Source organism: Acididesulfobacillus acetoxydans, assembly GCF_902729405.1.
Classification (GTDB): domain Bacteria; phylum Bacillota; class Desulfitobacteriia; order Desulfitobacteriales; family Desulfitobacteriaceae; genus Acididesulfobacillus; species Acididesulfobacillus acetoxydans.
Window position 1 is genome coordinate 551090 of record NZ_LR746496.1, and the last position, 26587, is coordinate 577676.

Sequence of the window (26587 nt, forward strand, 5' to 3'; positions counted from 1 at the left end):
ATTCCGGCCAGACAGGAGGCGGAGGTTCGGTATGAAGGCAGAGGTATATCCTGTTTGCCGCCAATGCGGGGAGGTCCCCCGCTGCGGTTTATTTGACGGGTTTCGTATTCACGGGCGCTTTTTTTGCACAGAGTGCCAGGAACGCTTGCTTAGCGCGGAGATCGGGTCCCCTTTTTACCTGGAGATGGCGGCGGGGTTGAAAGAAGCGTTACGGCAGAAGCGCAGCGGCGGCGGTTTCTGAACGGTCCTTACTTGCCTTGTGACTATTCGAGGGTTAAGAAGTTCTGGAAAAGGCGGGTTCCGTTGAGCGCAGCGCACGCTTTCCGCGAGGGACGGTTCGCTTAGCCAGCCCGGCAATCACTTTTGCGCGATGGGGACTTACTCTCGTATAGTTGCCCCGCTTGAGGCGGAAGGTGGGGTTTCCCGGTTGCCGGCGGATGAAATATGACTCAATCTGTGATACAATAAAACGAGGTGATTCCCCAAAGTGATTCCCCGGGACAGGGGGTTGTCCGGTGTCGGCTCTGGATAAAGCACTGAAACATTACCTGGAACAAGGGTACCGCTCTTTCCATACCCCCGGGCATAAGGGGAAGCGGGAGTTTTTCGCGGATTGGGATTTTCCGGGTTGGGACTTGACGGAACTACCCGGGCTAGACCGGCTGCACTGTGCCGAAGGGGTTGTTGCGCGGGCCCAGAGGCGGGTGGCCGAGATATTCGGCGCCGAGGAGAGCTATTTTCTGGTTAACGGCGCCACGGTGGGTAACCAGGCTATGTTCTTAGCTCTGGCCGAGCCCCGGGGGAAAGTGCTCATCCAGCGGCAGGCTCATCGTTCTGTGATGTCCGCCCTGGTTCTGAGCGGACAGATGCCCGAATATCTGCCGGGGGTTGTGCATCCTGATTTTAATCTGCCGTTGGGTGTGGACTGCCAAGGGGGCCTGTCCTGCCTGCGGGGGACGAGCGTCTGGCATTTTACTTACCCGAGTTATTTCGGGACAACGATGGATTTGGGCTTTTTTCTGCAGGAAAGGGAACGGAATTTTCCGGATCTGCCCGTCCTGGTCGATCAAGCGCACGGCGCCCATTATGTGCATGATTTTTTTCCGGCCAGTGCGTTAAAACTGGGGGCGGATCTTGTCCTGCACAGCAGTCACAAGACTTTGAGCGCCCTTACCCAAGCGGCGCTCCTGCACGTTCAAGGGCAGCGGGTCAGCCGCAGCCGGGTGCGTCAGGCTCTTGAGCTCTTGGAAACGTCGAGTCCCAGTTATCTGCTAATGGCTTCTTTGGCCAGGGCGGCGGAATTTGCCCGGGTCAGGGAGCGCTGGCTGAGGCTCCGGGAAGAAGTGGACTCATTGAGGCGGCGGGTGCGGGGACTGCGCCTGCTGACAGCCGCCGATGCCGGGAGTTACGGTATCGAAGAGGTGGACTGGTCCAAGATCCTGGTGAATACAAGGCCCATTGGGTTAAGGGCAGCGGAATGTGTCGAAATCTTACGCCGGGAGTACCACATCGAACCGGAACTTTGGGATGAAGAGAATATTCTCTTTGTCTTGGGGATCGGGAACAGCCCGGACGAAGTCAGAGCCCTGAGTATAGGCTTGCAAGCATTGGTCCGAAGAGCGGCCGCGGGTGGATTCAAAACGGCTGCGAGAGCCGAGTTAACGGATCCTTTGCTCTTCTTACCGCCCTATCCTCCCCAGCGCTGTTCTCCCCGGGACGCGTTTTTGGCTCCCAAGCGCCAAGTTCACTTGAGGGACGCCTTGGGACGAATTTCCGCCGAGAGCGTTTCTCCTTATCCGCCGGGGATTCCGCTGATCGTCATGGGGGAAGAAATTACGCCGCCGGTGCTGGAGGTTCTGGAGCGGCCGGATATTCACTGGCAAGGCTGGGAAGATTTTGCCGGCAAAAAGATTTGGGTTTTGGACGGGGTGTAAGGATGGAACCTCAGCCTGCTTTTTGGGAAAAGGCGGCTTACAAAGGCCGGTTGAGCCATTTGTTGCTCTTCCACGGGGGAAGCGCCGGGACGCGGCGGAGCGCGGCTTTGCGTCTGGCCCGTATTTTGAATTGTTTAGGGCCGCAGGATGAGAGGCCCTGCGAGGTCTGCTCGGCTTGCCGCAGGATTCTTTCGGGTCATCATCCCGACGTAACGGTCATGGGGCCGCAGAAGGCATCCCTTGGAATCGAACAGGTTTTGGCTTGGCAGGAGAAAATTTACCGCAAACCTTATGAAGGGAAGTTTAAAGTTTTTCTACTGGAAGAGGCGGATTTGCTGACCGTTCCGGCCGCCAACGCTTTGCTGAAAGTCATTGAGGAGCCGCCGCCGGTCACCGTCATTGTTCTCAGCGCGCAAAATCAGGAAAGTCTTTTACCGACGGTTCGCAGCAGGGCCCAAAGCATCTATTTCCCGCCGCCGGGTTTAACGGAGTGGGCCGGGCTGCGGGGAGAGGGAAGTAAGGAAGAGGCTGCCGAAGCTTTTCGGCTCGGCGGCGGCACGGCCGCTTTGGCGGAACGGATCCTGGCCTTGGGGGTGGACAATGTCCGCTCCTGGCTTGGGCGCTATCGCCAAGCCGTGGCAGCGGGTGATTTTTTGCGGCTGTTTCCCCTGTTCCCGTTGGAGAAAGAGCAGGCCGTGGTTTATTTGCAGGTCATGGCTGTCCGGATCACCGCCGGGCTGCCGGAGGGCCGTTACCCGGCGGCAAGCTTGCCCCCCATTCGCCGGGCTCTGGACAACATCCGGCGGCAGGCCAATCCCCGCCTGGTTTTGGAAGTTTTGGCCTTGGAACTGTTCCAAGAAGGAGGAATTCAGGGTGGTTGAGGTGGTGGGAGTCCGTTTTAAAGCCGCGGGCAAGATATATTACTTTTCTCCGGGGGAATTGGAACTTTCGGCCTCCGACAAGGCGATCGTCGAGACGGCCAGAGGGGTCGAGTTTGGGGAAATTGTCATTCCCCCGCGCCGGGTCGAGGACGAGGAGTTGGTTCTTCCCCTTAAACAGGTGATCCGTAAAGCCACTGCCGAGGACGAACGGATTCTGGAAGCAAATCGGAGCAAAGAAAAAGACGCCTTTCAAATCTGTTTGCACAAGATTGCCGACCATGGTCTGCCTATGAAGTTGATAGATGTCGAATACACTTTTGACGGCAATAAGATTATCTTTTCTTTTACCGCGGAAGGCAGAGTAGACTTCCGCGAGCTTGTCAAGGATCTGGCGGCGGTTTTTCGCACCCGGATCGAACTGCGCCAGATTGGGGTGAGAGATGAGGCCAAGATGCTGGGCGGGGTGGGCTCCTGTGGCAGGGTGCTTTGCTGTGCTTCGTTCTTGGGGGATTTTGAGCCGGTTTCCATCCGCATGGCCAAAGACCAAAAACTTTCGCTCAATCCGACGAAGATTTCCGGCATTTGCGGCCGTCTTATGTGCTGCCTCAAATACGAAAATGACTGCTATGGGTGTTGCGCGGACAGAGAACCGGCCCCCGCTTTTCCCAATCAGGATGCTTATTTCAGCGCGGAGGGAGAAGGGGATGAGGTTCGTCCCGCCCTGGCCAAGCCGGAGCGGGTTCCTCACGGGGCCGGTTTTGGGACGAGGACGCGGGCCAATGACAAACACGGTGAAAAGTACAATGATAAGCGCGAAGATAAGCGCATCGACAGGCAGGAGGATAAGCGCGGCGACAAGCAGACGGACAGACATGAGCTTAAGCAGGAGGCCAAAAAAACCGTTCCTGCCGGCGTGCAGGTCTCCGCTCCGCGGTCCCCTCACCGGAAAGGAGAAAAGGCGAAAGGAAAGAGTGAGCGGGTATGAGCCAATTGACTCAGGCCATCAGCGAGGTCCAGGAGCGGCTTGGCTCTTTACAGGACGAAATCGAACGCCTGAAGCGCTATGTTGAGGCGCTGGAGGAGGAGAACATCCGTCTGAAACGGGAATTGTGCGCCGTCCCCGAACAGGAAACCAACCGGGTGATAGCCAATGCGGAGCGGCTGCAGGGTGTCGGACGCGAAAACCTGATGAAGTTGTACAGAGAAGGATTTCACGTCTGCCACCTGCATTTCGGACAGCCCTTGGAGGACGGTGATTGTCTGTTTTGCAGGGCATTTTTGCGGAGAGACTAAAACGGATTAAGGCGAGCTAAAACGGCTCACAACGGATTAAACGGCCTGAGGAGAGTGGCCCATGCCGGAGAAAGGGAAGCTTTTTGTCTGTGCGACGCCGATTGGGAATTTGGGGGACATCACTCTGCGGGTACTCGATACTTTGCGGGCAGTGGATTTGATAGCGGCGGAGGATACCCGTCACTCCCGCAAGCTGCTTCAACATTACGAAATTGAGACGCCGCTCACAAGTTACCACGAACATAACGAAAAAGGCAAAGCCCGGAGCTTGCTCGCTCGCCTCAGGGCAGGACAGCAGATAGCGCTGATCTCTGACGCGGGTATGCCCGGAATATCCGACCCGGGGGCGGAAATCATCTCTCTGTGCTATGAGGAGCAAATCGCGGTAGATGTTTTGCCGGGGGCCAATGCCGCTTTGACAGGCCTTGTTTTGAGCGGGCTCCCGGCGGAGCGCTTCGCTTTTGTGGGTTTTTTGCCTGCGGCCGCCGCGGAGCGCAGGCGCGAGTTAGAGAAGTTCGTCCGGCTTCCCCTGACCCTCGTCTTTTATGAAGCGCCGCACCGTCTGGCGGAGAGTTTGACGGATATGCTGGCCGCCTTGGGAGAACGGCAGGCGGCCGTGGTCCGGGAACTGACGAAAGTGTACCAGACCGTGCATAGGGGGACTCTTAAAAGCCTGGCCGAGGATTTTTCCGAAAATCCGCCCAGAGGGGAGTGTTGTGTATTTGTCGAGCCGTGTACACCGGAGGTCCGGGCAGGGGGTCCGGCGGAGTGGCGGCGGGAAGTCGAGGCCAGGATGGCTCTGGGATTGTCTCCGCAAGAGGCGATGAAGGAAGTGGCCAAAGACTACGGAACTAGCAAACGGGAGGTCTATCGGGCGGTTCTGGCTGGGAAGAGGTGAGGGGCCGAGCCGAAAGAGGGATCTCCTCTCGGTAATTGCCCTAAGGCCTTTGCATACTCCGCATCGTCTAAATTTACCGCAGCGTAGAAGGTTTGGGAGCGGGGTGGAACCGGCAAGGCGGTGCGCCGCGTCCGGTGAACGGTTTTGCCTGAGCCGAAGAGGGTGGGCCTGGAGTCAGGGAAATTGCGGGAGTTATTGAGGCAGGAGGCATAAAGAGCGGGGGTTTTTGGGCCGGAAGACATGAAGACATGAAGAAAGGAAGGTTATTGCAACCTTCCCGCAAGCATCGCCCAATCGCCCAGTCTTCAGCTGTCACACAGTCCGATTCTCCCGGCCGGAGGAGCCTGATGATAAGCTTATGTAGGTTAGATGACCTCGGTGTCCTCCGTATCGGGGTTGAAGCGAATGGATTCGCCCATGGCAATGGCGCATTCACGGCAAACGTTTTTTCCGTGAAAAACTTGGACATCGCTGGCATTACCACAAAAAACACAAGCGGGCTCATATTTTTTGAGGATAATCTTTTCCTGATCGACATAGATTTCGAGCGCGTCTTTTTCATCGATGCCCAGAGTCCTTCTCAGTTCGATTGGAAGCACGACCCGGCCTAACTCATCGACTTTTCTCACGATTCCGGTTGATTTCATCACACAACAACACTCCTCATCAACAACTTTCGACACGAACCTACAACCTTATGATACCAACGGTTCCATTAAAAGTCAACATGTTTTTCCCGACTGTGGTTTTTGTATAGGGACTGGGTAATGCTGGGTATACTGGCAAAGATCAACCCAGGCAAGCACAATCATGCGGAGGAGGTGTGGGCGTTTTTCTGCCGAAAGTCGCCCGGTGTTTTTATGAAGTTTTATCTTACCACACCGATTTTTTACCCGAATTCTAACCCGCATATCGGGACGGCCTACACCACCATCGCGGCGGATGCCTTGGCCCGTTATCACCGCTTGCGGGGAGATGATGTTTTTTTCTTGACCGGAACGGATGAAAATGCCCAAAAGATCGTACGTACCGCCGAGGAACGTCATACGGATCCCAAGGATTATGTGGATGGGGTGGTGAAGAGTTTTCAAAGGCTGTGGCAGCAGTTGGACATTTCTTATGATGATTTTATCCGGACTACGGAGGAGAGGCACCACGGGGTAGTGCAGCGGATTTTCACCCGGCTTTTTGAGCAGGGGGACATTTACAAGTCGGAATATGTCGGTTGGTATTGCACCCCTTGCGAGACATTCTGGACGGAAAGCAAGCTGGTTGACGGGCGCTGCCCGAATCCGGACTGCGGCCGTGAGGTAGAGCTTCTGAAAGAAGAGAGCTACTTTTTCCGTTTGTCCAAGTACCAAGACGCTCTGCTGCAACACATTCGGGAGCATCCGGAGTTTATCCAACCGTTATCCAGGCGTAATGAGATGATTCGTTTTATCGAGGGGGGCTTGGAGGATCTCTGTGTTTCCCGCACCACCTTCTCCTGGGGAATACAGGTTCCGTTCGATCGGGGGCATGTGGTATATGTTTGGTTGGATGCCTTAATTAACTACATTTCCGCTTTGGGGTACCCGGAAGGCGAAAAATACCGGCATTACTGGCCGGCTGATCTGCACCTGATGGGCAAAGACATCGTGCGTTTTCACGCGGTGATTTGGCCCATCATCCTTTTGGCCCTGGGGCTTCCGCTGCCTAAGGCGGTTTATGGGCACGGCTGGTTTCTGGGCAAGGAAGGCGGAAAGATTTCCAAGTCCCGCGGAAACGTGCAGGACGCCTTTGAGCTTATCAGGCGTTATGGCTCAGATGCAATCCGTTATTTTCTCCTGCGCGAGATGCAGGCGGGCACGGATGGGATTTACGCTGAAGACAAGCTGGTGGAAAAGATCAACAGTGATCTGGCCAATGACTTGGGCAACTTTGTCTCCCGGAGTCTGGCGATGCTGGTAAAATACCGGAACGGAGTGGTTCCCGTCCCCGGTGAGGACGGTCCTTGGGAGATTGAATTGAAGAATCTGGTTACAGAGGTCCGCCTGGGGGTAGAAGAAGAGATGGCTGGGTTTAATCCGGCGGGTGCCCTCGAGCAGATTTGGCGTTTTGTGGCCCGTTGCAATAAGTATGTCGACGAGACCGCTCCCTGGGTCTTAGCCAAAAAGGCGGAAGCACAGGGGCGTCTGGATCACGTTCTCAACACGTTTGCGCAGTGTGTCCGGCTGCTGGCTATCTTTACCGCTCCATTCATGCCCGGCTTGCCGCCCAGGATCGCGGCCCTGCTGGGCAGTTCGGAGGCGGAGTTGATTGATTGGGAAGGGCTTTCCCGCTGGCAGGCTTTAAAACCCGGAACGAAGGTTGAGAAGGGTGAGCCGCTTTTTCCCCGGGTGGATATGTCTGATTGGGTGAGTCGGGAAGAGGCTGGGGAGCCGGCCCGGCCTGCCGCCGGGAGCGGCTCCGGCGGGGACGAGCGCGGGAGGGATTTGGATTTAGGAGGAAGACCGGTGGAAGAAATTAAGATTGCAGCCAATTGTGCGGAGGTTGAGCCGGTTGAGCCGGCACCCGTTTTCGAACCCATTAAAGAAGAAATTACCATTGACGAGTTTGCCCGCCTGGACTTTCGGGTGGCCAGAGTGCTGACAGCCGAAAAAGTGGAAAAGACCGATAAACTGCTCAAACTGGAGATCGAAATAGCGGGAGAGGTGCGGACGATTGTTTCGGGTATCGCGCTCTACTATCGCCCGGAGGAACTGGTGGGGAAACACGTGATCGTCGTCGCCAATCTCAAGCCCGCCAAATTGAGGGGGATTGTGTCACAGGGCATGATCTTGGCGGCTTCTCACGCCGGAGAACTGGAGGTCTTAACGGTTAATCCGAAAATTCCGGGGGGTGCGCGGGTGAAATGATTTGGGATACGCATGCTCATTTGGACGATGCGCGTTTCCGGGGGGATTTCCGCGAGACAGTGGCGCGGGCCCAGGCGGCCGGGGTCTATCGTATCCTCAATCCGGGCTATGACTTGCCCTCATCCCGGGCCGCCGCAGAGTTAGCGTCCAAAACCCCGTTTATCTGGGCAGCGGTTGGAATTCACCCTCATGATGCCGAAGGCGCGGACCAAGAGGTCTGGGATGAGCTGATCAAGCTGGCTAAGCAACCGAAAGTGGTGGCTTGGGGTGAGATCGGTTTGGATTATTACCGGGACCTTTCTCCCCGCCGGGTGCAAAAGGAGGTCTTTATCCGGCAGATAGAATTGGCTAACGGTTTGGGCTTGCCGATTATTGTTCACAACCGAGATGCCCATCAGGATGTCCTGACTGTGGTCAAGGAATATCCGCCGGAGAAGGCCGGGGTTTTTCACGTCTACTCAGGTTCTTGGGAAATGGCCAAGGAATTGCTCGCTTTGGGCTTTTATCTTTCTTTCGGAGGCCCCTTGACTTATAAAAACGCCAGACAGGTGCTGGAAGTGGCGAAAAATGTGCCGTCCGACCGCTTCATGGTTGAGACGGATTCACCTTATCTTACGCCTGAACCTTACCGGGGAAAGCGCAATGAACCCGCTTATGTGCGCCGAGTGGTTGAGCGTTTGGCTGAGGTGAGAGGTGAGTCCCCGGAGAAAATTGCTTCCCAGGCGGCGAAGAATGCGGGCAGGCTGTTCGGAATCCCCGACACTGAGGGTTAAACCCCGGTGCCGGGGTTCTTTTTTTTGCCCTTCGCGCATAGAAATCTTTGGGGATCGGCGACAATTCTTTGTTTTGACGACTGAAGAAAGGAGGGGCAATTATGTATTCTCTGCCTATCAGCACCTATACGGATTACTGGCGAACGACCAAGCTTTGGAGTACTTATTTCGGCACCGCCATAGCCCTGGTAGCGGGAACGGGTTTTCTGGGGACGTTGAGTAAAGCCGGAGTTCCCGCGTCGCCGGTACCCCAGATTCAGCCTGTGGGTAAGGGCTCGGGGAGTGTCACTGAGGCGGAACCGGGGTCCGGCCGCCTCAACCGGCTGACTTTGCAAAGGGCTGCCCCCCCGGCGCCGGCGGAGCCCGCTCCCACCTTCGTGGCCTACCGGACTCAAGAGATACCGGTACCCGTTCCGGTTGAATATCGGGAAACGGCCGCCTTGCCCCCCGGCATGAGGGAGGTCCTGGCGGAAGGAAGCCAAGGCATGGAACGCCGGGTCCTCAAGGTGGTGCGGACAGCGGGACGGGTAAGACAAACCGTGGTTGAGGAATCCATGCTGACCCAGCCCCGAAAACGGGTGATCCTGCAAAACAGCAAAACGGTTCCCGGGGAACCGGCCGACGTAGCCCGGCTCAGGGTGACCAGGGCGTTTACGGTAGAGGCCACGGCCTATACTTACACCGGCAATCCCACGGCCAGCGGTGTCTACCCGCACCGGGGATTGATCGCGGTCGACCCGAGGGTTATTCCTATGGGCAGCCGGGTTTATGTCGAGGGCTACGGCTATGCTGTGGCGGCGGATACCGGGGGGGCCATCCTGGGCAAGAGAATCGATCTTTTTTTCCCCAGTGAGCAGGAGTGTATTGACTGGGGCAGGCGCCCCATCAAAATCTATCTCCTCAAAGCAGGGTAATTTTGACAACTAACCACTTATGCTTTACAATGAGGTTGCGGGTGAGATTGGATATTGGAGGGATATTGTTTAATGGTTTTGGATCTTCGAGCCAAGGTTCTCACCAAAGTTCGAACCTCAAGGTCAACCCAGATTATCCTGTCGCTGATCCTCGTTTGTGTCTTAGCCACTCCCCTCATACTCTGGCGGGCTCAATCCATTGAAGTGAAAATCGACAACAAGATGGTTCATATCACGACTTTCAGCGGTACGGTCGGCGGGGCGCTGGCCCATGCCGGCCTGCACATTTACCCCGAGGACAGGGTGTTTCCGGCGCGGGATACGCCCATTCACCCGGGCATGGAGATTACAGTCAAACGCAGCGTTCCGATCAGGCTCAATGTTGACGGGCAGATTATTCTCACCCGATCGGCCGGGGACAATGTGGGGGATGCACTCGACAGCCTTTCCCGGAGGTTTGGCTTGAGTCTGAAGCCGACGGACGAGATCAACGTGGCGCGCAGCCGGGCTTTGTCTCCGGGGATGGAGATCAATGTGCGCCGGGCCGTGGCGCTGGACGTGACGGCCGACGGCCGGCAGTGGGTCGCGAACCTGGCTCCGCGCACGGTGGCCGCCGCTTTGAAGAAACTGGGCCTCACCCTGGGACCGCTGGATAAAGTGTCTCTGCCTCTGAACCATATCATCCGGGCGGGGGATCATCTCACTCTGGTGCGGGTTACTCAGAAGAAAGAGACCCTTCGCACCGCTGTTCCCTATCAGGTCGTGACTCAACCGGGGAATTTCCCGGCAGGGTTTCCGGACCGCCTGGTGACGAGCGGTGTCAACGGTTTGGAAGAACAAACCGTTCAAGTGACTCTGGCAGACGGCAAAGAAGTGAACAGTAAGGTCTTGGCGCAAAGGATCATTCGACCGCCTGTCAACGAAATCATTTCCCGCGGTGCGGAAACTTCGGTTTCCCGGGGCGGCCGAGTCATTAATTTCCGTAAGGCTTACATCATGCGGGCGACCGCTTATTCCCAACTCAATCCGGAGACAGCGACCGGTGCCCCCGCGCAATGGGGGGTGGTGGCCGTAGACCCGCGGGTTATTCCTTTGGGGACCCGGCTCTATGTCGAGGGTTACGGAGAGGCGCAGGCGCTCGATACGGGAGCGGATATTAAGGGCAAGCGCATCGATCTTTATATGGATACCCCGCAGGCGGCGGAAGCCTGGGGAGTACGCAGCGTGGTCGTTTACGTGAAGTGAGGCGGGGCAGACACAAACAGGAAGACAGGCGCCGGGAAAGCCGGAGCAAAAAGGCTTGAGTCTCAGGACTCAGGCCTTTTTGGTGGTGCGCCACGCATGACGCCTTTTACCTAAACATATCTTTACGTATAAGGGGAGAGGAGGGGGATTATGAAACGGCTTGTGCTCATTCCGGGGTGGAGGACCCGTAACCTGGCAATGGCTGTTGTCCTGGCCGTCATGATTTCCTTGGTTTTTTCCGTGGTACGGCAAGGCTCTGCCGTAGTCAGCAGCCAAATGAGCGGAACTCATACGGTGGTGATCGATCCGGGGCACGGCGGGTATGATCCGGGTGCCGTGAGCAAGCAGGGGATCTATGAAAAAGAGATCAACCTCGAGATCGCGGCCCGGGTGGCCGAACAGCTCAAACCGAGCGGAATGAAGGTGATCCTGACCCGGGATGAAGATGAGGACTATGTTCCCGGGGGTGTCAGAGGGAGGACTTCGAAGAAGCAAACGGACCTCAATTACCGGATCAATTTAGCCAACCGAGCCCAAGCGGATGTCCTGGTCAGTATCCACGTTAACGCGACGACAGGCGGCTTGAAATCCGGGGCGGAGACTTTCTATAACCCTGATTCCGTTGAGGGCACTCGGCTGGCGGAAGCGATTCAGCGGGAACTCATCAAAGTGCCCGGCATGAACCGGCGAATCGCCAAGCCGGGGGATTTCTATTTGCTCAAGAACTGCTCCATGCCGGCTGTCATCGTCGAAGTAGGGTATTTGAACAATCCGGCTGAGTTGAAAAGACTGCAACAACCCTGGTACCTGGAATATTTGGCTCACGCCATAGCCAAAGGAATCGGCGGGTATTTTGGGCTTCCCTAAGAGAGGACGGATCCCAGCCGAAAAAGTACGGTATGCTTTTTTCCCCGCCTAAATTTAAGGGTTATGTTTAAAAATGTAAAAAGAGGGACCGGCCTGCCGTAAAAATGCGATACGCTTTTTCTCTGGAAATTTCTTTAACACATAACCGCGCGTGAACGGGGCAAAATTAAAGTCAGGAACGACGCTAACATAAGGAGTTGAACTGAAGATGAAGAGGTTTCTGACTTTAATCGTCATAAGCAGCCTCATGTTGGTTTCGACGGCAGGTTGCGGGAGTGTGCCTCAAAGTCCGCAGCCGCAGCGACCGCAGAAAATGACAGACGCCGGGCAGCCCCCTCAGGCTGAGGCGACGCGGCAGGATGTTTTAGGCGCGAACAAGCGCGTGGTGATGGGTTTCTACACAGATGCCGAAGGCCCGGTCGCGGGTTCTAAGGCTTCAATGATTCAACACCTCAATGTTTTGGATGAAGTCGCTTTTTTCTGGTACACTTTCGACGGTAATGGGAATGTGAAGCCGAGCGGCAAAGTGGACCTGAGCCTGAAGAGTTTAGTGCAGAAGCATGGGGCCAAAGCGTACGCCTTGGTGGACAATATGGCCGGTGGCGGATTTGATGCCAATTTGGCGCGGAGAGTCCTGGCCAATCCGGCGACCCGGGCCAGGTTTATTTCCAACCTCGTCAACTTGACCACGAAAGACGGCTGGGACGGGATTTCCATAGACATAGAGAAAACCCCGCCCGCGGAGCGGAACGATTTCTCGGCCTTTGTCAGCGCTCTGCATACGGCCCTGAAAGCCAAAGATAAGGTGCTAAACATCTCGATACCGGCAAAGTATGTGGACGATCCCAAGGATTTGTGGTCGGGAGCCTACGATTATGCCGCCATCGGTAAAGCGGCGGACCAGGTCGTCTTAATGACCTATGACGAACACGGCATGGGGACCACTCAGGGGCCGATTGCGGCCAACGGCTGGGTCAATAGGGTGATTACTTATGCCCTGGGCAAGATACCCAAAGACAAGATTGTCATGGGTCTGCCGGTTTACTCTTATGACTGGGGTTCCAACAAACCCACCCAGCCGGTTTATCAGTCCTATGCCCAAGCGATGGCCAACGCCAAAAAGTTCGGGGCGCCGCTTCTCTATGATGCTCACAACCAGGTTCCGCATTACCAATATACGACTAAGGGAGTGCGGCACGAAGTTTACCTGGAAAACGCCGAGAGCTTAAATGTGAAAATGCAATACGCCGAAAAACACCAGTTGCACGGGGTTGCCATATGGCGTCTCGGGATGGAGGATCCCTCGGTTTGGAATGACGTGGCCAAAGTTTTCGGCACAGCCAAGCCCGGAAAGTGAACTCGTTCGGCTTAAGCTGAACATCAGAGACTTCGGTGACGATAGTCTCCGGTGGAGACTATCGCCCTACACAGAAATTATGTTTTTGTGCCGAAGGACCCCCACCGAAGCGGGATATGTGGGACCCACTCCCACTTATAGAAGTGGGAGTTTACGCTTGGGATAAAGCAGGCCGGGAGTTTCGGGAACGGACAGGAAATTCAGCCCTGTCCGTTTGTTTTTCCCGCTTCGTCCCGCCTTGGCAATCCGTTCATTTTCTGTTAAGATCCGATTGGCGTGTGCAGCGGCTCGGCGGTGCCGGTAAAGCGGCAATACAAAAGGATGAGGGTGAGAAATGATCGAACAGCTGATCGTCGTGGAAGGGAAAAACGATGCCGAGGCGGTGAGAAGAGCCTTAGGGCCGGTGGATATCCTCTGGACCGAGGGTTATGGTCTGAGCCGCGAGAAGCTGGATTACATCGCGGGGATGGCCGAAAAACGCGGGGTGATCATTTTCACAGATCCGGATTCCGTGGGGGAGCGCATTCGTGAGCGGATTCGCCGGCGGGTACCGGAGGCCCAGCACGTTTTTTTGCCGCAGCGGGCAGCCCGCTTGCGGGGAGAGATCGGAGTGGAAAATGCCTCCGGGGAGGAAATCCGCAGGGCTTTTGCCCGTGTTCAAAAAGTGTGCCCCGCTTCTCGGGCCGGAGAACAGGTCTTTGGTATGGATGATTTGATTGAGGCCGGATTGGCGGGGAAGCCCTCGTCTGCGGACAAGCGCAGGGAGGCGGGCCGCCTTTTGGGTATCGGTGAGGCCAATGCTAAACAGTTTTTGCACCGCTTGAACCGGTTTGGTGTTTCCCGGACTGAGTTCCGGCAGGTCATCGGGGAGGTTGAGGCGGGTGGAAAACGCGCTGCAGTACACGAAACGGCTCTTGCGCGAGGGGGCGCGGGTTCACCATTCGCTGGGGCAGAATTTTTTAATCGATGATTCTGTTATTCAGGGGATTGTCGAGAACAGTTGCCCTGAGGCGGGAGTACCGCTTTTGGAAATAGGTCCGGGCTTGGGTGTGCTGACCCGGATACTGGCGCAGAAAACCGCAGAAATGTGGGCCGTGGAAGTTGACAGGCAGAAAGTGACCCTGCTCCGGCAGGAGCTGCGAGGGCTGCCGGTTGAGATTTTACAGGGGGATGCCTTGAAACTCGACCTGGCTGGGTTGTGGCCCGGACGCAAAGGATATGTCATCGGAAATTTGCCTTATTATATCACCAGCCCCCTTCTCAATCATTTTCTGGCTCAGGCTTCCCTCTTGACGGGGATGACTGTCATGGTGCAGAAAGAGGTGGCCGACCGCCTCTTGGCTTCACCGGGAGGCAAGGCTTACGGGGTCCTTTCCATAGCGGTGCGGTTAGCCGCAGAAGCGGAGCCGCTGATGGAAGTGCCCGCCGCTGCTTTTTGGCCCCCGCCCAAGGTCAGATCGGCCGTGGTTAGGCTGATTCCTCGGCCATACCCCGGTTTCCGCGCAGAACGGGCGGATTTCTTTCGGGTCGTGAAAGCCGCCTTTGGGCAGCGACGCAAAAATGTGGCCAATTCCTTGGCGGCGGGACTCGGCTTAGCCAAAGAAGAAGCGGTCGGGATCCTGAAGGCGGCCGGGATAGACAGCCGCTGCCGGGCGGAGACGCTGGGGATCGAGGAATTTCAGACTTTAACTGATCTTGTGCAACAACGGGGCGAAGCGTTCCCGCGAGAAGTTACAGGAGTTACTTCGGCCACAACCTGCACGGGATTTCGTGAGGAAGGCAAGGATGAAACTTAATCTGTTGGGTTCTCTGCTTAGCATTATAGTCATTAATCTGGTTTTGAGCGGTGATAACGCCGTCGTCATTGCCTTGGCGACGTTGCGGCTGGAGTCGGAGCAGCGCAAAAAGGCGATTTTTTGGGGAACGTTCGGCGCTGTTTCCCTGCGCGTCATCTTAACCGTGGTGGCTGCGGTATTGTTGAGCGTGCCCTACATTCAAGCGGTCGGGGGGCTCTTGTTGACCTGGATCGCTGTCAAGTTGCTGGCGGAAGATGAAGAAGGAGGGGAAAAGGCGGTTCCTGAGAGCCTGGGGGCCGCTATCCGCACCATTATTGCCGCCGATCTCCTGATGAGTCTTGACAACGTGCTGGCCGTGGCCGGAGCGTCCGGCGGCAACCTGTTTCTTTTGGTCACGGGTTTGCTTTTGAGTATTCCTTTGGTGATTTGGGGCAGCACTTTTCTTGCTGATCTGATGGGGCGTTGGCCCTGGCTGGTGGCCATCGGGGCCGGACTCCTGGGTTGGACCGCAGGCGAAATGATCCTGAAGGAGCCATATTTAAGCTTTTTGAGGGCGGGGACCCTATGGGAATATCTGCTGCCGGGAGTTCTGGCTCTTGGCGTCGTCGCGCTTGGCACGGTTCTGGCTAAGCGGAAGAAGGCGGCCCGTACGCGCCCCGGGAGTCCAACTAAAGTTGACCCACGGGATTGACAGGGTGAAGAAGACAAACGTATAATTTAAGAAGAAAGTCAAAATTCATGCAAATAGCTATGGGGAGTGTTTAAAAATAAGTCGGACGAAAGCGTCTCACTTGTTTTTAATTTAAGTAGAGGATTAGGGGGGAAGGGTATGGAAAACCGTTTTAAAGCATCGCTGTTGGACAAGAACAGGCTTTCGGTGACGTGGGAACTTGTCCCCGGCAGGGGAGCGCGGGAGAAAGCCCAGGAATCCGCCTTGGCGGCGGCCGAGCAGGCGGCCAAAGGAGGCAAGGTCGATGCCCTGACGATCACCGACAATCCCGGGGGGAATCCGGCGATTTCCGCGGATTATCTGGGCATGGAGATTCTCAAGCAGGGGATACAGCCCTTGGTCCATTTTACCTGCAAGGATAAAAACCGTAACCAAATGGAGAGCCAGCTCTATGCGTTGGATCGCGCCGGGGTGCGCAACCTGTTGGTTATGACGGGGGATTACACCGTCTCGGGTTTCAAAGGCAGGCCGAAGCCGGTGTTTGACCTGGATCCTACGCACGCTTTGGAATTAATCGCAGATATGGACAAAGGCTTGGAAATACCGGGACCCAAAGGGCCGAGTTATCATCAGGCCAGCGACTTCTTTGCCGGGGCGGCGGTGTCTCCTTTTAAGGCGACGGAAGCGGAGCAGATGGTTCAGTATTATAAACTGAAAAAGAAAATAGCCTCCGGCGCTCAATTCATTGTCACACAACTGGGTTATGACGCCCGCAAATTCCATGAGGTTTTGCAGTTCCTGAAAGTTAACAATCTTGAGATACCCCTGGTCGGCAATATTTATATCCTGCCTTTCGGGGCGGCCAGAATTATGAACCAAAATCAACTGCCGGGCTGCGTGGTCACGGATAAATTGCTGGCCGAGCTGGAGCGGGAGAAGGCGGCGGAGGATAAGGGAGTGGCCGCCAGGCTCCTGCGGGCCGCCAAAATGTACGCCATCATGAAAGGGCTGGGTTTCGCGGGAGTGCATATCGGCGGGCACAACATTAAATATGCCCAGGTGGAGTACGTCATTGACCAGGGGGAAGAGTTGAGCCGGAACTGGCAGGACTTGGTGCATGAGTTTGATTATCCCATGCCCAATGGGTTTTATTACTTTGAGAAAGACGAGAAAACCGGACTGAATACGGAGCGCCCGGTTAACCGTCAAGGATTGCCTTTGGATGCTCCGGCCGGGGCGGGTTATTCTATGATGCGCTTGCTGCACGCCATGATCTTCACTCCGGGCAAAGCCTTCTTTCCGGTGATGCGCAAGATTTATGCCGGCAAGTCTAATCCGCGCCATCATTTTATAGAGCATGTCACAAAGGTGATCACGAATGATTGCAAAGACTGCGGGGACTGCGCTCTGCTCGATATGGCCTACCTCTGTCCGATGTCCCAATGTCCGAAGAATCAGCGCAACGGTGCTTGCGGCGGAAGCTATAACGGGTGGTGTGAAGTTTATCCCAACGAGAAGAAATGTGTTTGGGTGCGTGCCTATGCCCGTTTGAAAAAATACGGGCAAGAGACGCAAATTGACAAGAACCATTTGCCGCCGGCTAACTGGGATCTGTATCAGACCTCTTCCTGGTATAATTTCTATACGGGGCGGGATCATTCCGCTGAACTCTTGGGGATTCCGAAAGTGGAAAAGAAAGAAACGCGCGCTTAGGCGGGCACAGGGAGGGCTTGCTCAAGCCGTTGAGCGATTTACAGACCTTCATTCCGGTACACTGTCGGGCGGTGTGCAGAAGGTACACTTGGACCGGTCTCGGAGGAGCGGCGGGGGAAGTTGAAACCCCCGCCGCTCCTTTTGACAAGTCCGGGCGGGTAGGGAGGCCGCGGCGCCACCGGGAAGGCACGAACGCCGCAGCCGTTCTTGCCGGGGCGCGAAGCTTAGGGAAATCGCGGAAAAAGATGAGCTTGGAAGCAGTCGTCAGAGCCGGCGCAGGCCTCCACCCAGGCGCGGAGAAGGTCAAAGCGGCGTTCCGGGTGGTAGCCTGCAAGCTCATGTCTGCCCAGGCGGCGGGAGGGGACCTTGTTTTGATAAGTGTCAATGGCCATCATGCAGTCGCCCATAATGGTTTCGGCCAGGAGACGGCCATGACGCCGATGTTTGCGGGGAGAGTGCAGGGCTTCATGGGGGATGGAGGTTGCTACCCGGGTTTGCAGGCCGGCCCTTTTAGCCTCGACCAGGATTAATGGGGGGATGGCGAGCGTATCCGGGGAGAGAGCGGCAAGGGCCCTGGCCGACAGGGCGTGGGGTCCGTGCGTGGGCGTGGCGAGTCCGAGGGTCTGATAGAAATCGAGTTCGCGGTTGAGGCGGCCGCGGATCTTTAGGACCAAATCGACCAGTTGGGCGCGGTGGGTAATGTAGGGGTAACAGTTGGTCAAAGCGATATCTACTCCCCCGGCAAGGGCTGTCAAAAGCTCAGCAAGGTTGGCAAAGATATTTCCCGACATGTCGCCGTCGACAAACAACACTCCCTTGCTGTTGAGACGGCGGGCGTATACCGCTCCGACGGCCCGGGGAACATCGAGGCCCAGAGCTTCGCGGAAGTGAAGAATGTGGAGGCGGGAATCGGGTATGGAGTTCGCCAACTCCAGTGTCCGGTCCGTGCTGCCGTTGACGACCAGGATAATACGTGCTAACGGCAGGTGCAGAACGGTCGTCATGCTGGCCAAAATGCTCTTTTCCTCATCTTTGGCGGGAATCACGGCGTCGAACAATCTCAGATCCCCCTTGCATTAGAACTAGATAATAATTTATTTAATATATGCCTTTTTCTCCCCGACGCCATAGGATATAGGGGAAAGGGGGGGAGGCCTGTGTTTAAGCCGGGGGACATAGTAGCCAGGCGTTCTTACAGGCAGGATCTTTATTTTCGTCTGATCCGGATCGATGCGGGCCCCAACGGGGAGAAAATGGCTCTGCTCAGAGGGTTGAACCTGCGTCTGCTGGCCGATGCGCCCTTGAATGACTTGGTCGGGAAGAACTCTGCGGAAGTGGCCTATTATCGCCGTGAGGATGCCAGAACCCTCTATCGGAAACTCCACGTTGTTTTGGAACAGCGCAAGGGTCCTGCGGAACCCCGGGACGAATTTTTTCAGGTCCCGGCCAGGGTTTTGCATTTGGACGGGGACCAGGAATACCTGGACCAATGCTTGAAAACGTACAGGCAACTGGGCTTGGAGGCGACGGGGATCTGCCGGTCGGAAACGGAACAACCCAGTGTGATCTACCGGGTTCTGAAAGAAAACCCGGCGGAGATTTTGGTTTTAACGGGGCATGATGGGCTTTTGGGCGGCAAAAAGGATTTTCGCAGTCTGGACAGTTACCGGAGTTCCCGCTATTTCGTGGAATCCGTGCGGGAAGCGCGGCGTTTTCAACCCAACAAGGACGCCCTCGTTATTTTTGCCGGCGCCTGCCAGTCGAATTATGAAGCGATTTTGGCCGCAGGCGCTAACTTTGCCTCTTCACCCAAACGCATGCTGATTCACGCTTTTGATCCGGTTTTCATTGTGGAGAGAATTGCCTTTACTCCGATCGATCAGATGATTTCCGTGAAAGAGGTGCTGACCCATACGATTACCGGAATGGACGGTGTGGGGGGCATTGAGACGCGGGGGCAGCTGCGGCGGGGATACCCGCGCAGCCCGTACTGAACCGGAGGCCAAATCAGAGGTCGGAGGTCAGAGGTCAGAAGAGTCCGGCCGGGAACGGGAGCGGGAGACGGGGACCGGGGAGCGGGAGACGGGGACCGGGGAGCGGGAGACGGGGAACCGGAAACGGGGAACGGGAGACAGAGAACCGGAAACGGGGGGCGGGAGGCGGGAGACGGGAGAGCGAGGGAACCGACAGCGGGGAGCGGGAGACAAGGAATCGGGGACCGGGGGGCGTGGAACGGGGAGCGGGAGACAGAGAACGGGAGAACGGGGAACGGGAGAGAGAGAACCGGGAGAGAGAGAGAACCGGGAGAGAGAGAACCGGGAGAGAGAGAGAACCGGGAGAGAGAGAACGGGAGAGAGAGAGAACCGGGAGAGAGAGAACGGGAGAGAGAGAACGGGAGAGAGAGAACGGGAGAGAGAGAACGGGAGAGAGAGAACCGGGAGACAGAGAACCGGGAACGCTGAGCGGAGACGGGAAGGACCGGGGTGTCGATCAGAGAAGAGCGGAAGACATGGGGAGTGTCCCATGTCTTCTTTGCCGTTCAGCGGTAGATGATGACTCTCGTTCCGACTTGAACCAAATCGAACACCCTCTCGACATCCCGGTTATGCATGCGGATGCAGCCCATGGAGACGGTCTGCCCGATACTGGCCGGGTTGTTTGTGCCATGGATGCCATAGCCGGGAGCGGAAAGTCCCAGCCAACGGGATCCGAACACTCCGCCGGGGTGGACCCGTTTGACGGCCACGGCAAAGATACCTTCGGGCGTGGGTGTTGAGGGTTTGCCGATGGCGACGGGGTAGTGGCCCAGGACCCGGTTTCCTTCGTGGAGTTCCAGGGTGCGCGGGCCTTTGCGGATGACGATGTAGCGCTCGGTCATATGCTCTCTTCCTTTCTCAGTTTACGGGTCTCCGGATTCCGATCTATCATATGCTTTCCTCTCGGCCCGGTTCTTTGTATAATTTGTGGCCTTTTACGCTCACAATAAGGAATCGGGGAGGAATGTTCATGAGCGAGCATGTGCAAGGCAAGCTTCTGATCATCGGCGGAGCGGAAGACAAGACCGGGGACAAGAAAATCCTTAAACGTTTTGTCGAAGAGGCCGGGAAGAAGCCAGTGGTGGTGCTCACGGCGGCCACAGAGTATCCGCGGCGGGTCGGAGCCGAGTATACGGAGGTGCTGCAGGGCCTGGGGGTTCATGATGTCAGGATTTTGGATGTGGCCGACCGCGGTCAGGCGAATTCAGAGGAAATTCCCCATCTTCTGACCTCGGTCAGCGGAGTTTTTCTCACAGGGGGAGATCAATTGCGCATTACGGGCTTGTTGGGAGGGACTCTCTTAGGACGCTCTCTGCACAACCTGTATGAGAAGGGGGTGATAATAGCCGGCACGAGCGCGGGCGCTTCCGTGATGTCCGACACGATGATCGTCGGGGGGGAAGCGGGGACACCGCGGAAAAACACTTTGACCATGGCTCCCGGTCTGGGGCTCCTGCGCTCCATTGTGGTGGACCAACATTTTGCTCAGAGAGGGAGGATCGGCAGGCTTCTCGAAGCCGTAGCCCATAACCCGTATGTGCTGGGAATCGGCATCGATGAGGACACGGCTATCCTCGTGCATCCGGACGGGAGGTTCTCGGTGGTGGGCAGTCAAACCGTAACCGTGATCGACGCCTCGGAATCGGTGGCGAGCAATGTGTCCGAATCCAGGCCGGGGCAGCCGCTCGTTTTATCGCCGGTCCGCATGCACGTTTTGCCGGAGGAATACGAGTTCGATTTGCGCCGGCGGGTCTTCCTTCCCGCGGGCTGACGGGGGCGGAGAATACATACTTAAAAAAGCGTTAAAACTATAAAGGTGGATTTCCCGTGACTAAAGGAGGACTAGCAAGCGAATGGAGATCAAGCAAATCCAGGCCATCGAAGGGGCCAACGTTTACAGCCTGCGGCCCGTCATTCGTGCGATTCTGGATCTCCGGGAATGGGCGGACAAGACGAGTGACCGATTGGGGGATTTCAATGACCGGTTGGTCGCGTGTTTGCCGGGTTTGTCGGAACATTATTGTTCCCGCGGCAAACCGGGAGGGTTTCTCGAAAGGCTGGCGGAAGGCACACTGATAGGACATGTCACGGAACACGTGACCATCGAGTTATTGACTCGGGCCGGGCAGGACATTTCTTACGGCAAGACGATGTCCCTGACGGGGAGGCCGGGAGTTTATGAGATAATCTTCAATTACCAGTCCAAAGAGGGGGGTATGGAAGCGTTCCGGCAGGCCGTGGCTTTGGTGGATTCCTTATTGTCGGGAAAGGACATGAACGCGGCGGACATCGTCAATAAGCTGTGCCAAGTCATTGCGGAAAACGATCTCGGCTTGTCGACCAAGATGATTATCAAGGCCTGTCAAGAGAGAGGGATTCCGTTTCGGCGCCTGAACGAATACAGCCTGCTGCAGCTGGGTTACGGCCGGAATCAACGGCGCATTCAGGCAGCCATGACAGATCGCACCGGTTGCATCGGGGTTGATATTGCCGGGGATAAAGGTTTGACGAAACGTTTGTTGAAAGCGGCAGGCATTCCGGTGCCTTCCGGGCTGGTGGCGAAGGAAGAGGACGCGGCGGCCGCGGCTCTTAAACGCATCGGCGGGCCGGTTGTCGTGAAGCCTTACAATGGGAACCAGGGCAAGGGGGTTAGCCTTAAGCTGATGAGCGAAGGGGAAGTGCGGACGGCTTTCCGGGTGGCACAGACTTACGGCTCGGATGTCATTGTGGAGGAGTTTATTGAGGGGCATCATTACCGCTTACTGGTGGTTGGAGGGCGGTTGGTAGCCGCCTCGGAGCGGATCCCGGCCCACGTCATAGGTAACGGTAAGGCTACGATCGCCGAACTGGTCGAACAGACCAATGCCAACCCTTTGCGGGGAGAAGATCACGAAAAAGCCCTGACGAAAATTCGCATCGACCCTGTGGTCATCCTGACCTTGGCCCAGAAGAAGTTAACCTTGACCACCGTACCGGCGGCCGGGGAAATTGTTTACTTGAGGGACGGGGCCAACTTGAGCACCGGCGGCATCGCCTTGGATGTCACGGATTCCGTACACCCGGACAATGTGGATTTGGCGGTTTATGCCGCCAAGGTCGTGGGTCTGGATATTGCCGGGGTGGACATCGTGAGTTCGGACATTGCGGAGTCTTATCGCCTGGCTGACGGAAGAGTCATTGAGGTCAATGCCGCCCCCGGGATCCGGATGCATCACTATCCTTCGGCGGGGCCGGCCAAAGATGCGGGCAAAGCGATCGTTAACCTCGTTCTGCCCAGCGGGAATGGCAGGATCCCGATCGTCGCAGTCACCGGAACAAACGGTAAAACGACCACGACTCGGATGATCGGCAAAATGCTTTTGGATCAAAAGCTCTGTGTCGGCATGACCACGACAGACGGCATTTATGTTCAGGGCAAGCTCTTGGTTGAAGGGGATACGACCGGGCCGGAAAGCGCCGGGACGGTCTTAAGCCACCCGGACGTTCAGGTCGCGGTTTTGGAGACGGCGCGGGGAGGAATACTGCGGGCGGGTCTGGCCTATGATTATGCCGACGTGGCCGTCATTACGAATGTTTCGGCAGACCACTTGGGACAGTACGGCATTGAAGACCTAAATGATCTGGCCCGGGTGAAAAGCTTGGTCGCGGAAGCGGTCAAACCTCACAGTTATGTCGTGCTGAACGCGGATGACCCGTATGTCCTGAAGATGGCGGGCCGGACGAACGGCAAAGTGATCCTTTTCAGTCAGCACAAAGATAACATTCATGTGCGCAAGCATCTGGGCCGGGGCGGAGGGGCGGTTTTTGTCCGGCGTGGGGTGATCTTGTTCTGCCAGGGTTCGCAGAGCTATCGGGTCTGCAGCGTCAGGCAATTGCCCATAACTCTGGGCGGACGAGCCCGGCACAACGTAGGAAACGTGTTGGCAGCCGTGGCGGCGGCTTGGGCCCTGGGTTTGAGCACAGAGGCGATTCGGCAGTCACTGGGGAATTTCTTTCCGGACGGACTGAATAGCCGGGGCAGACTCAATTTTTACGAGGTTGGCGGGGTGAATGTCTGTGTCGATTACGGGCACAATGCCGCCGGCATCAGGGAAATTATTCAAACTCTAAAAAAGTGCAAAGGAGGGTCGTCGCTCGTAGGCTGTGTCACTGTTCCCGGTGACCGGACGGACGCCGAAATCAGGGAACTGGCGCGGGTGGCGGCACAGGGATTTCAGCGCCTTATCATCAGGGAAGACGAAGACCTCAGAGGGAGGCAGCCCGGGGAGATTGCCGCCATCATCCGGGCCGAGGCGATCCGGACCGGAATGCCGGCCAATCGCCTGACCACTGTCCTAAATGAGCGGGAGGCTTTCTGTTACGGATTGGACAGCTGTTTACCGGGGGAGATGTTCGCCATGTTTTATGAACATTTGGGTCCCATCGAAGAGGAGATTCGGCGACGGCTCAGACAAGAGGAGAGTTCGTCCGGAAGGGCGGTCGGGGAGGCAGGAAAATAACCCAGAGACGGCGGAACTCCGCACCACTTCCCAGTGGTGCGGGGTTTGTAATATTACCCGGGTTTTCTTGGACGGGGCCCGCGGCTGATGACTGGAGTTTTACCGGTTTAACCGCTATAATAAGAGAAAGTCAACTTTAATGTTCGGAGCTATGTCTTATTATGAGCGGTTCAGAGATAACAATGTTCGCTTATGCCAAGATTAATCTGGCCTTGGCAATTTCCGGCCTGAGGGAAGATCAATACCATGAGCTGGAATCCGTCATGCAATCGGTGGAATTGCACGACCTGGTCCGGGTGGGCCGGCGGGGTTCAGGCTTGGTATGTCGCTGCGGAAGTTTAAGCGGCCCGCAGAATTTGGCTTATAAAGCCGCCGATCTATTTCTTCAACGTTGGGGCAGACCAGAGGGAATAGAGATCGAGATCACGAAACATATTCCGGTGGAGGCGGGTCTGGCCGGGGGCAGCAGTGACGCGGCGGCGGTGCTGCGGGCTCTCAACCGGCTGTTTGGTTTACCGTATACCCCGGATATATTGAGGGAGATGGCTGCCGCCGTGGGGGCAGATGTGCCGTTTTGTCTGGCGGGAGGAACAATGTGGGCAACCGGCAGGGGAGAGGTGCTGGAGGCTTTGCCCGCGGCGCCGGCCTTTCCTCTGGTTCTGGTGAAACCGCGGCTCGGGGTAAAGACCGGCGAAGTTTACCGGCGCTGGGACCGGTCGGGATTACGCAGCCGCTTGAAACGGGAGGATTGGCTGGCAGTTTTGCGCCGACCGGCGGCTGCCAAGGTAGCCGCTCTTTTGAGCAACGCCTTGGAACCGGCAGCCATGGAATTGGTTCCGGCCATCGCCGAGATCAAAGCGAAGTTGTTGCACGCGGGTTGTTTGGGAGCCTTGATGTCGGGAAGCGGTTCGACGGTCTTCGGTATGGCCGAAAGCGCTCTCCGGGCGCGGGAGATTGCGCGGAGCCTGCGGCAGGACCGATCATTGCACATTTGGGTCACCCGGTTTCAAGGGGAAAATTCCGGGGAAATGGACCGCCGCTAAAATGGCGGGAAAAAGTGGGACAGGTGATCAGGATAGGTAAGCGGAACAGATGGTACAGGGCGTTGGGGTGTGCAGCTGAGCCGTGGTCGAGCCGTCGGTTTCTGATCGGGTCCCTGATAGGGAAGGAGAGTCTGCATGGAAAGGCGTTTGGTCCCGGTAAAACTTGACAGCTATAAACCTTTGCGGGAAATCGTTTTTGATTCGATGCGTGAGGCGATCATCAGCGGGGTGTTGAAACCCGGCGAGCGGCTGATGGAAATTCAGCTGGCGGAGGAGATGGGAGTCAGCAGGACTCCGGTGCGCGAAGCGATTCGTAAGTTGGAATTGGAAGGGTTTGTCGTAATGATCCCCAGAAAAGGGGCTTATGTGGCAGGAGTTTCGCTTAAAGATGTGGCGGATGTTTTTGAGATTCGCGCCGCTCTCGAGGGCCTGGCGGCGGGGTTGGCCGCGGAACGGGTTACTGATGAGGAACTGGAGCAGATGGAGCGGATTTTGCTGTTCCATGAGGGGCAGGAAACAACTTTGGAAAAGGTCGTGGAATCGGACACGGATTTTCACGCTTTGGTTTACGAGGCCAGCCGCAATGCGCGTTTGGTTCAAATCCTGGGTAATCTGCGCGAACACTTTCAACGATTCCGTTCCACATCGCTGGCGGTTCCCGGTCGGGTGAAAGTCGCCGTCGAGGAACACCGGGCCATCGTCGAGGCTTTGGTGCAGCACGATGTTGCCGAAGCGCAGGAACTCGCTACGCAGCATATTGTCACGGCGGAAAACGTGTTGTTTGAAGCGCTTCGTACCCTGACCGACAGCCAGGATCAGGAGTGAAAGGTTCGTGGGGGATGATTTGAAGATGAAAAGGGCCGAACGCCTGGTGGCAATGACACAGATACTCATGGCCAAACCGAATCAGCTGCTCTCCCTGTCCTCTCTGGCGGAGTGTTTTGGTGCGGGAAAATCGACGATCAGCGAGGATTTGCTCACGGTGAGGGAAGGCTTTGCCATATCGAAGCGGGGATATATCGAAACGTTGTCAGGTGCGGCCGGAGGAGTGCGCTATATCCCGGAGATCTCCTTCGAGGAGGCGGACAAGTTTTTGTCGGGGCTGGCCGGGCGTCTGAGCGATAAGGAAAGGATCCTCGCGGGGGGTTACCTGTATATGACGGATCTCTTATTTGATCCGGCCGTCGTGCATCCTTTGGGGCTTATGTTCGCTCGGGTTTTCCGGTCTGAGCGGCCGGACGCGGTCGTGACCATCGAAACCAAAGGGATCCCCTTAGCTTTGGAGTGTGCGGGAGCCCTGGGGGTGCCGATGGTGATTGTCCGGCACGGCAACAAAGTGACGGAGGGTTCCTCCGTGAACATCAATTTTGTTTCGGGTTCATCCCAGCGCATTCAGACGATGTCTTTGTCCCGCAGGGCGCTTGAGCCCGGCAAACGTGTCCTCATCATCGACGATTTTATCAAGGCGGGCGGTACGACCAAAGGTATGATGGACTTAATGGGTGAATTTGGGGCGAATGTTGTCGGGATTGGCATGTTGATGGAATCGGCCTTGGGTGACGGTCCCAAGCTTGTCCGGGATTACAGGGTACTTTTGCGGCTCACGGAGCTGGAACTTTCAGGGCGGGTAACGGTTGTGCCGGTGACTTATTAGGCCGGGGAGATGGCAGAAAGAAACAGAATCTGAAAAATTTTTGCGTTTTTCAGGAAGGATTTTTTTACCAAGCGGAGAATTATTGAATATACAAGACGGATGTCCGAAAAAGGGAGG

The 26587-nt window shown here is 56.5% G+C and carries 26 protein-coding genes; 23 read left to right on the forward strand and 3 right to left on the reverse strand.

Annotation, left to right across the window (positions count from 1 at the left end):
- Window positions 1-31: 31 nt before the first annotated feature.
- From MNU25_RS02390 to rsmI, 6 genes are all read left to right on the forward strand, one after another.
- A complete protein-coding gene (locus MNU25_RS02390) occupies window positions 32-241 on the forward strand; it encodes a sigma factor G inhibitor Gin (protein WP_240983620.1) in 210 nt (69 codons plus the stop codon).
- A 274-nt stretch (window positions 242-515) separates the two neighbouring features.
- Window positions 516-1934: an aminotransferase class I/II-fold pyridoxal phosphate-dependent enzyme gene (locus MNU25_RS02395; protein WP_240983621.1), complete on the forward strand. Its 1419-nt coding sequence runs from the start codon at window positions 516-518 to the stop codon at window positions 1932-1934.
- A 2-nt stretch (window positions 1935-1936) separates the two neighbouring features.
- Window positions 1937-2815: a DNA polymerase III subunit gene (locus tag MNU25_RS02400; RefSeq protein ID WP_240983622.1), complete on the forward strand. Its 879-nt coding sequence runs from the start codon at window positions 1937-1939 to the stop codon at window positions 2813-2815.
- Complete coding sequence (locus MNU25_RS02405; RefSeq protein ID WP_306425045.1) at window positions 2808-3800, forward strand: PSP1 domain-containing protein; 993 nt, start codon at window positions 2808-2810, stop codon at window positions 3798-3800. The genes MNU25_RS02400 and MNU25_RS02405 overlap by 8 nt, the downstream gene beginning before the upstream one ends.
- Complete coding sequence (locus MNU25_RS02410; protein ID WP_240983623.1) at window positions 3797-4108, forward strand: initiation-control protein YabA; 312 nt, start codon at window positions 3797-3799, stop codon at window positions 4106-4108. The genes MNU25_RS02405 and MNU25_RS02410 overlap by 4 nt, the downstream gene beginning before the upstream one ends.
- A gap of 61 nt (window positions 4109-4169) precedes the next feature.
- The gene (gene rsmI, locus MNU25_RS02415) at window positions 4170-5006 is read left to right on the forward strand and encodes a 16S rRNA (cytidine(1402)-2'-O)-methyltransferase (protein ID WP_240983624.1); all 837 of its coding nucleotides are present in this window, start codon (window positions 4170-4172) and stop codon (window positions 5004-5006) included.
- Between the two features lie 365 nt (window positions 5007-5371).
- Here the strand turns inward: rsmI and MNU25_RS02420 are convergent, their stop codons facing one another.
- Window positions 5372-5653, reverse strand: coding sequence for an AbrB/MazE/SpoVT family DNA-binding domain-containing protein (locus tag MNU25_RS02420; protein WP_240986696.1), 282 nt, complete (start codon window positions 5651-5653; stop codon window positions 5372-5374).
- 213 nt (window positions 5654-5866) lie between these two features.
- Between MNU25_RS02420 and metG the strand changes: the two genes are divergently transcribed.
- The 10 genes from metG to MNU25_RS02470 all read left to right on the forward strand — a co-directional run bounded on the left by metG (window position 5867) and on the right by MNU25_RS02470 (window position 17238).
- Entirely contained in the window at window positions 5867-7903 is a 2037-nt protein-coding gene (metG, locus tag MNU25_RS02425) for a methionine--tRNA ligase (protein WP_240983625.1), read from the forward strand.
- Complete coding sequence (locus MNU25_RS02430; RefSeq protein ID WP_240983626.1) at window positions 7900-8676, forward strand: TatD family hydrolase; 777 nt, start codon at window positions 7900-7902, stop codon at window positions 8674-8676. Before metG ends, MNU25_RS02430 begins: the two co-directional genes overlap by 4 nt.
- A gap of 101 nt (window positions 8677-8777) precedes the next feature.
- A complete protein-coding gene (locus MNU25_RS02435; protein ID WP_240983627.1) occupies window positions 8778-9590 on the forward strand; it encodes a 3D domain-containing protein in 813 nt (270 codons plus the stop codon).
- 72 nt (window positions 9591-9662) lie between these two features.
- Window positions 9663-10835 (forward strand): 3D domain-containing protein, encoded by a 1173-nt coding sequence (locus MNU25_RS02440; protein WP_240983628.1) that lies wholly within the window; start codon window positions 9663-9665, stop codon window positions 10833-10835.
- Between the two features lie 150 nt (window positions 10836-10985).
- Window positions 10986-11702: an N-acetylmuramoyl-L-alanine amidase family protein gene (locus tag MNU25_RS02445; protein WP_240983629.1), complete on the forward strand. Its 717-nt coding sequence runs from the start codon at window positions 10986-10988 to the stop codon at window positions 11700-11702.
- Between the two features lie 208 nt (window positions 11703-11910).
- On the forward strand, window positions 11911-13059 hold the full coding sequence (locus MNU25_RS02450) for a glycosyl hydrolase family 18 protein (protein WP_240983630.1): 1149 nt from the start codon (window positions 11911-11913) through the stop codon (window positions 13057-13059).
- A gap of 334 nt (window positions 13060-13393) precedes the next feature.
- Entirely contained in the window at window positions 13394-14029 is a 636-nt protein-coding gene (rnmV, locus tag MNU25_RS02455) for a ribonuclease M5 (RefSeq protein ID WP_240983631.1), read from the forward strand.
- The gene (rsmA, locus tag MNU25_RS02460) at window positions 13941-14855 is read left to right on the forward strand and encodes a 16S rRNA (adenine(1518)-N(6)/adenine(1519)-N(6))-dimethyltransferase RsmA (protein ID WP_240983632.1); all 915 of its coding nucleotides are present in this window, start codon (window positions 13941-13943) and stop codon (window positions 14853-14855) included. Before rnmV ends, rsmA begins: the two co-directional genes overlap by 89 nt.
- Window positions 14845-15546 (forward strand): TerC family protein, encoded by a 702-nt coding sequence (locus MNU25_RS02465; RefSeq protein ID WP_240983633.1) that lies wholly within the window; start codon window positions 14845-14847, stop codon window positions 15544-15546. The genes rsmA and MNU25_RS02465 overlap by 11 nt, the downstream gene beginning before the upstream one ends.
- 138 nt (window positions 15547-15684) lie before the next feature.
- The gene (locus MNU25_RS02470) at window positions 15685-17238 is read left to right on the forward strand and encodes a methylenetetrahydrofolate reductase C-terminal domain-containing protein (RefSeq protein ID WP_240983634.1); all 1554 of its coding nucleotides are present in this window, start codon (window positions 15685-15687) and stop codon (window positions 17236-17238) included.
- 224 nt (window positions 17239-17462) lie between these two features.
- Here the strand turns inward: MNU25_RS02470 and MNU25_RS02475 are convergent, their stop codons facing one another.
- Window positions 17463-18296: a glycosyltransferase family 2 protein gene (locus MNU25_RS02475; protein ID WP_240983635.1), complete on the reverse strand. Its 834-nt coding sequence runs from the start codon at window positions 18294-18296 to the stop codon at window positions 17463-17465.
- A gap of 99 nt (window positions 18297-18395) precedes the next feature.
- On the opposite strand from MNU25_RS02475, the gene yabG reads away from it, so the two are divergent.
- Both yabG and MNU25_RS02485 read left to right on the forward strand, forming a co-directional pair.
- On the forward strand, window positions 18396-19232 hold the full coding sequence (gene yabG, locus MNU25_RS02480; RefSeq protein WP_240983636.1) for a sporulation peptidase YabG: 837 nt from the start codon (window positions 18396-18398) through the stop codon (window positions 19230-19232).
- Complete coding sequence (locus MNU25_RS02485; RefSeq protein WP_240983637.1) at window positions 19183-19791, forward strand: hypothetical protein; 609 nt, start codon at window positions 19183-19185, stop codon at window positions 19789-19791. Before yabG ends, MNU25_RS02485 begins: the two co-directional genes overlap by 50 nt.
- On the opposite strand, the gene MNU25_RS02490 is transcribed toward MNU25_RS02485, so the two are convergent.
- Window positions 19778-20116: a L,D-transpeptidase gene (locus MNU25_RS02490; RefSeq protein WP_240983638.1), complete on the reverse strand. Its 339-nt coding sequence runs from the start codon at window positions 20114-20116 to the stop codon at window positions 19778-19780. The genes MNU25_RS02485 and MNU25_RS02490 overlap by 14 nt on opposite strands.
- A 128-nt stretch (window positions 20117-20244) precedes the next feature.
- Between MNU25_RS02490 and MNU25_RS02495 the strand changes: the two genes are divergently transcribed.
- The 5 genes from MNU25_RS02495 (at window position 20245) to purR (ending at window position 26470) form a co-directional block, all read left to right on the forward strand.
- The gene (locus MNU25_RS02495) at window positions 20245-21045 is read left to right on the forward strand and encodes a cyanophycinase (RefSeq protein WP_240983639.1); all 801 of its coding nucleotides are present in this window, start codon (window positions 20245-20247) and stop codon (window positions 21043-21045) included.
- A gap of 82 nt (window positions 21046-21127) precedes the next feature.
- Entirely contained in the window at window positions 21128-23773 is a 2646-nt protein-coding gene (gene cphA / locus MNU25_RS02500) for a cyanophycin synthetase (RefSeq protein ID WP_240983640.1), read from the forward strand.
- Window positions 23774-23934: 161 nt separating this feature from the next.
- Complete coding sequence (gene ispE / locus MNU25_RS02505; RefSeq protein ID WP_240983641.1) at window positions 23935-24816, forward strand: 4-(cytidine 5'-diphospho)-2-C-methyl-D-erythritol kinase; 882 nt, start codon at window positions 23935-23937, stop codon at window positions 24814-24816.
- Between the two features lie 135 nt (window positions 24817-24951).
- A complete protein-coding gene (locus MNU25_RS02510; RefSeq protein WP_240983642.1) occupies window positions 24952-25641 on the forward strand; it encodes a GntR family transcriptional regulator in 690 nt (229 codons plus the stop codon).
- A gap of 25 nt (window positions 25642-25666) precedes the next feature.
- Complete coding sequence (gene purR / locus MNU25_RS02515; protein ID WP_240986697.1) at window positions 25667-26470, forward strand: pur operon repressor; 804 nt, start codon at window positions 25667-25669, stop codon at window positions 26468-26470.
- Window positions 26471-26587: the final 117 nt, after the last annotated feature.

What these genes read in the sequence shown, in the direction of transcription:
- purR (WP_240986697.1), top strand. Translation starts at nt 25,667, where the DNA reads ATGAAAAGGGCCGAACGCCTGGTGGCAATGACACAGATACTCATGGCC.
- metG (WP_240983625.1), top strand. Translation starts at nt 5,867, where the DNA reads ATGAAGTTTTATCTTACCACACCGATTTTTTACCCGAATTCTAACCCG.
- ispE (WP_240983641.1), top strand. Translation starts at nt 23,935, where the DNA reads ATGAGCGGTTCAGAGATAACAATGTTCGCTTATGCCAAGATTAATCTG.
- MNU25_RS02450 (WP_240983630.1), top strand. Translation starts at nt 11,911, where the DNA reads ATGAAGAGGTTTCTGACTTTAATCGTCATAAGCAGCCTCATGTTGGTT.
- MNU25_RS02400 (WP_240983622.1), top strand. Translation starts at nt 1,937, where the DNA reads ATGGAACCTCAGCCTGCTTTTTGGGAAAAGGCGGCTTACAAAGGCCGG.
- rnmV (WP_240983631.1), top strand. Translation starts at nt 13,394, where the DNA reads ATGATCGAACAGCTGATCGTCGTGGAAGGGAAAAACGATGCCGAGGCG.
- MNU25_RS02430 (WP_240983626.1), top strand. Translation starts at nt 7,900, where the DNA reads ATGATTTGGGATACGCATGCTCATTTGGACGATGCGCGTTTCCGGGGG.
- MNU25_RS02420 (WP_240986696.1), bottom strand. Translation starts at nt 5,653, where the DNA reads ATGAAATCAACCGGAATCGTGAGAAAAGTCGATGAGTTAGGCCGGGTC.
- MNU25_RS02490 (WP_240983638.1), bottom strand. Translation starts at nt 20,116, where the DNA reads ATGACCGAGCGCTACATCGTCATCCGCAAAGGCCCGCGCACCCTGGAA.
- MNU25_RS02440 (WP_240983628.1), top strand. Translation starts at nt 9,663, where the DNA reads ATGGTTTTGGATCTTCGAGCCAAGGTTCTCACCAAAGTTCGAACCTCA.
- MNU25_RS02495 (WP_240983639.1), top strand. Translation starts at nt 20,245, where the DNA reads ATGAGCGAGCATGTGCAAGGCAAGCTTCTGATCATCGGCGGAGCGGAA.
- MNU25_RS02410 (WP_240983623.1), top strand. Translation starts at nt 3,797, where the DNA reads ATGAGCCAATTGACTCAGGCCATCAGCGAGGTCCAGGAGCGGCTTGGC.
- cphA (WP_240983640.1), top strand. Translation starts at nt 21,128, where the DNA reads ATGGAGATCAAGCAAATCCAGGCCATCGAAGGGGCCAACGTTTACAGC.
- MNU25_RS02445 (WP_240983629.1), top strand. Translation starts at nt 10,986, where the DNA reads ATGAAACGGCTTGTGCTCATTCCGGGGTGGAGGACCCGTAACCTGGCA.
- MNU25_RS02435 (WP_240983627.1), top strand. Translation starts at nt 8,778, where the DNA reads ATGTATTCTCTGCCTATCAGCACCTATACGGATTACTGGCGAACGACC.
- MNU25_RS02465 (WP_240983633.1), top strand. Translation starts at nt 14,845, where the DNA reads ATGAAACTTAATCTGTTGGGTTCTCTGCTTAGCATTATAGTCATTAAT.
- rsmI (WP_240983624.1), top strand. Translation starts at nt 4,170, where the DNA reads ATGCCGGAGAAAGGGAAGCTTTTTGTCTGTGCGACGCCGATTGGGAAT.
- MNU25_RS02470 (WP_240983634.1), top strand. Translation starts at nt 15,685, where the DNA reads ATGGAAAACCGTTTTAAAGCATCGCTGTTGGACAAGAACAGGCTTTCG.
- MNU25_RS02510 (WP_240983642.1), top strand. Translation starts at nt 24,952, where the DNA reads ATGGAAAGGCGTTTGGTCCCGGTAAAACTTGACAGCTATAAACCTTTG.
- MNU25_RS02390 (WP_240983620.1), top strand. Translation starts at nt 32, where the DNA reads ATGAAGGCAGAGGTATATCCTGTTTGCCGCCAATGCGGGGAGGTCCCC.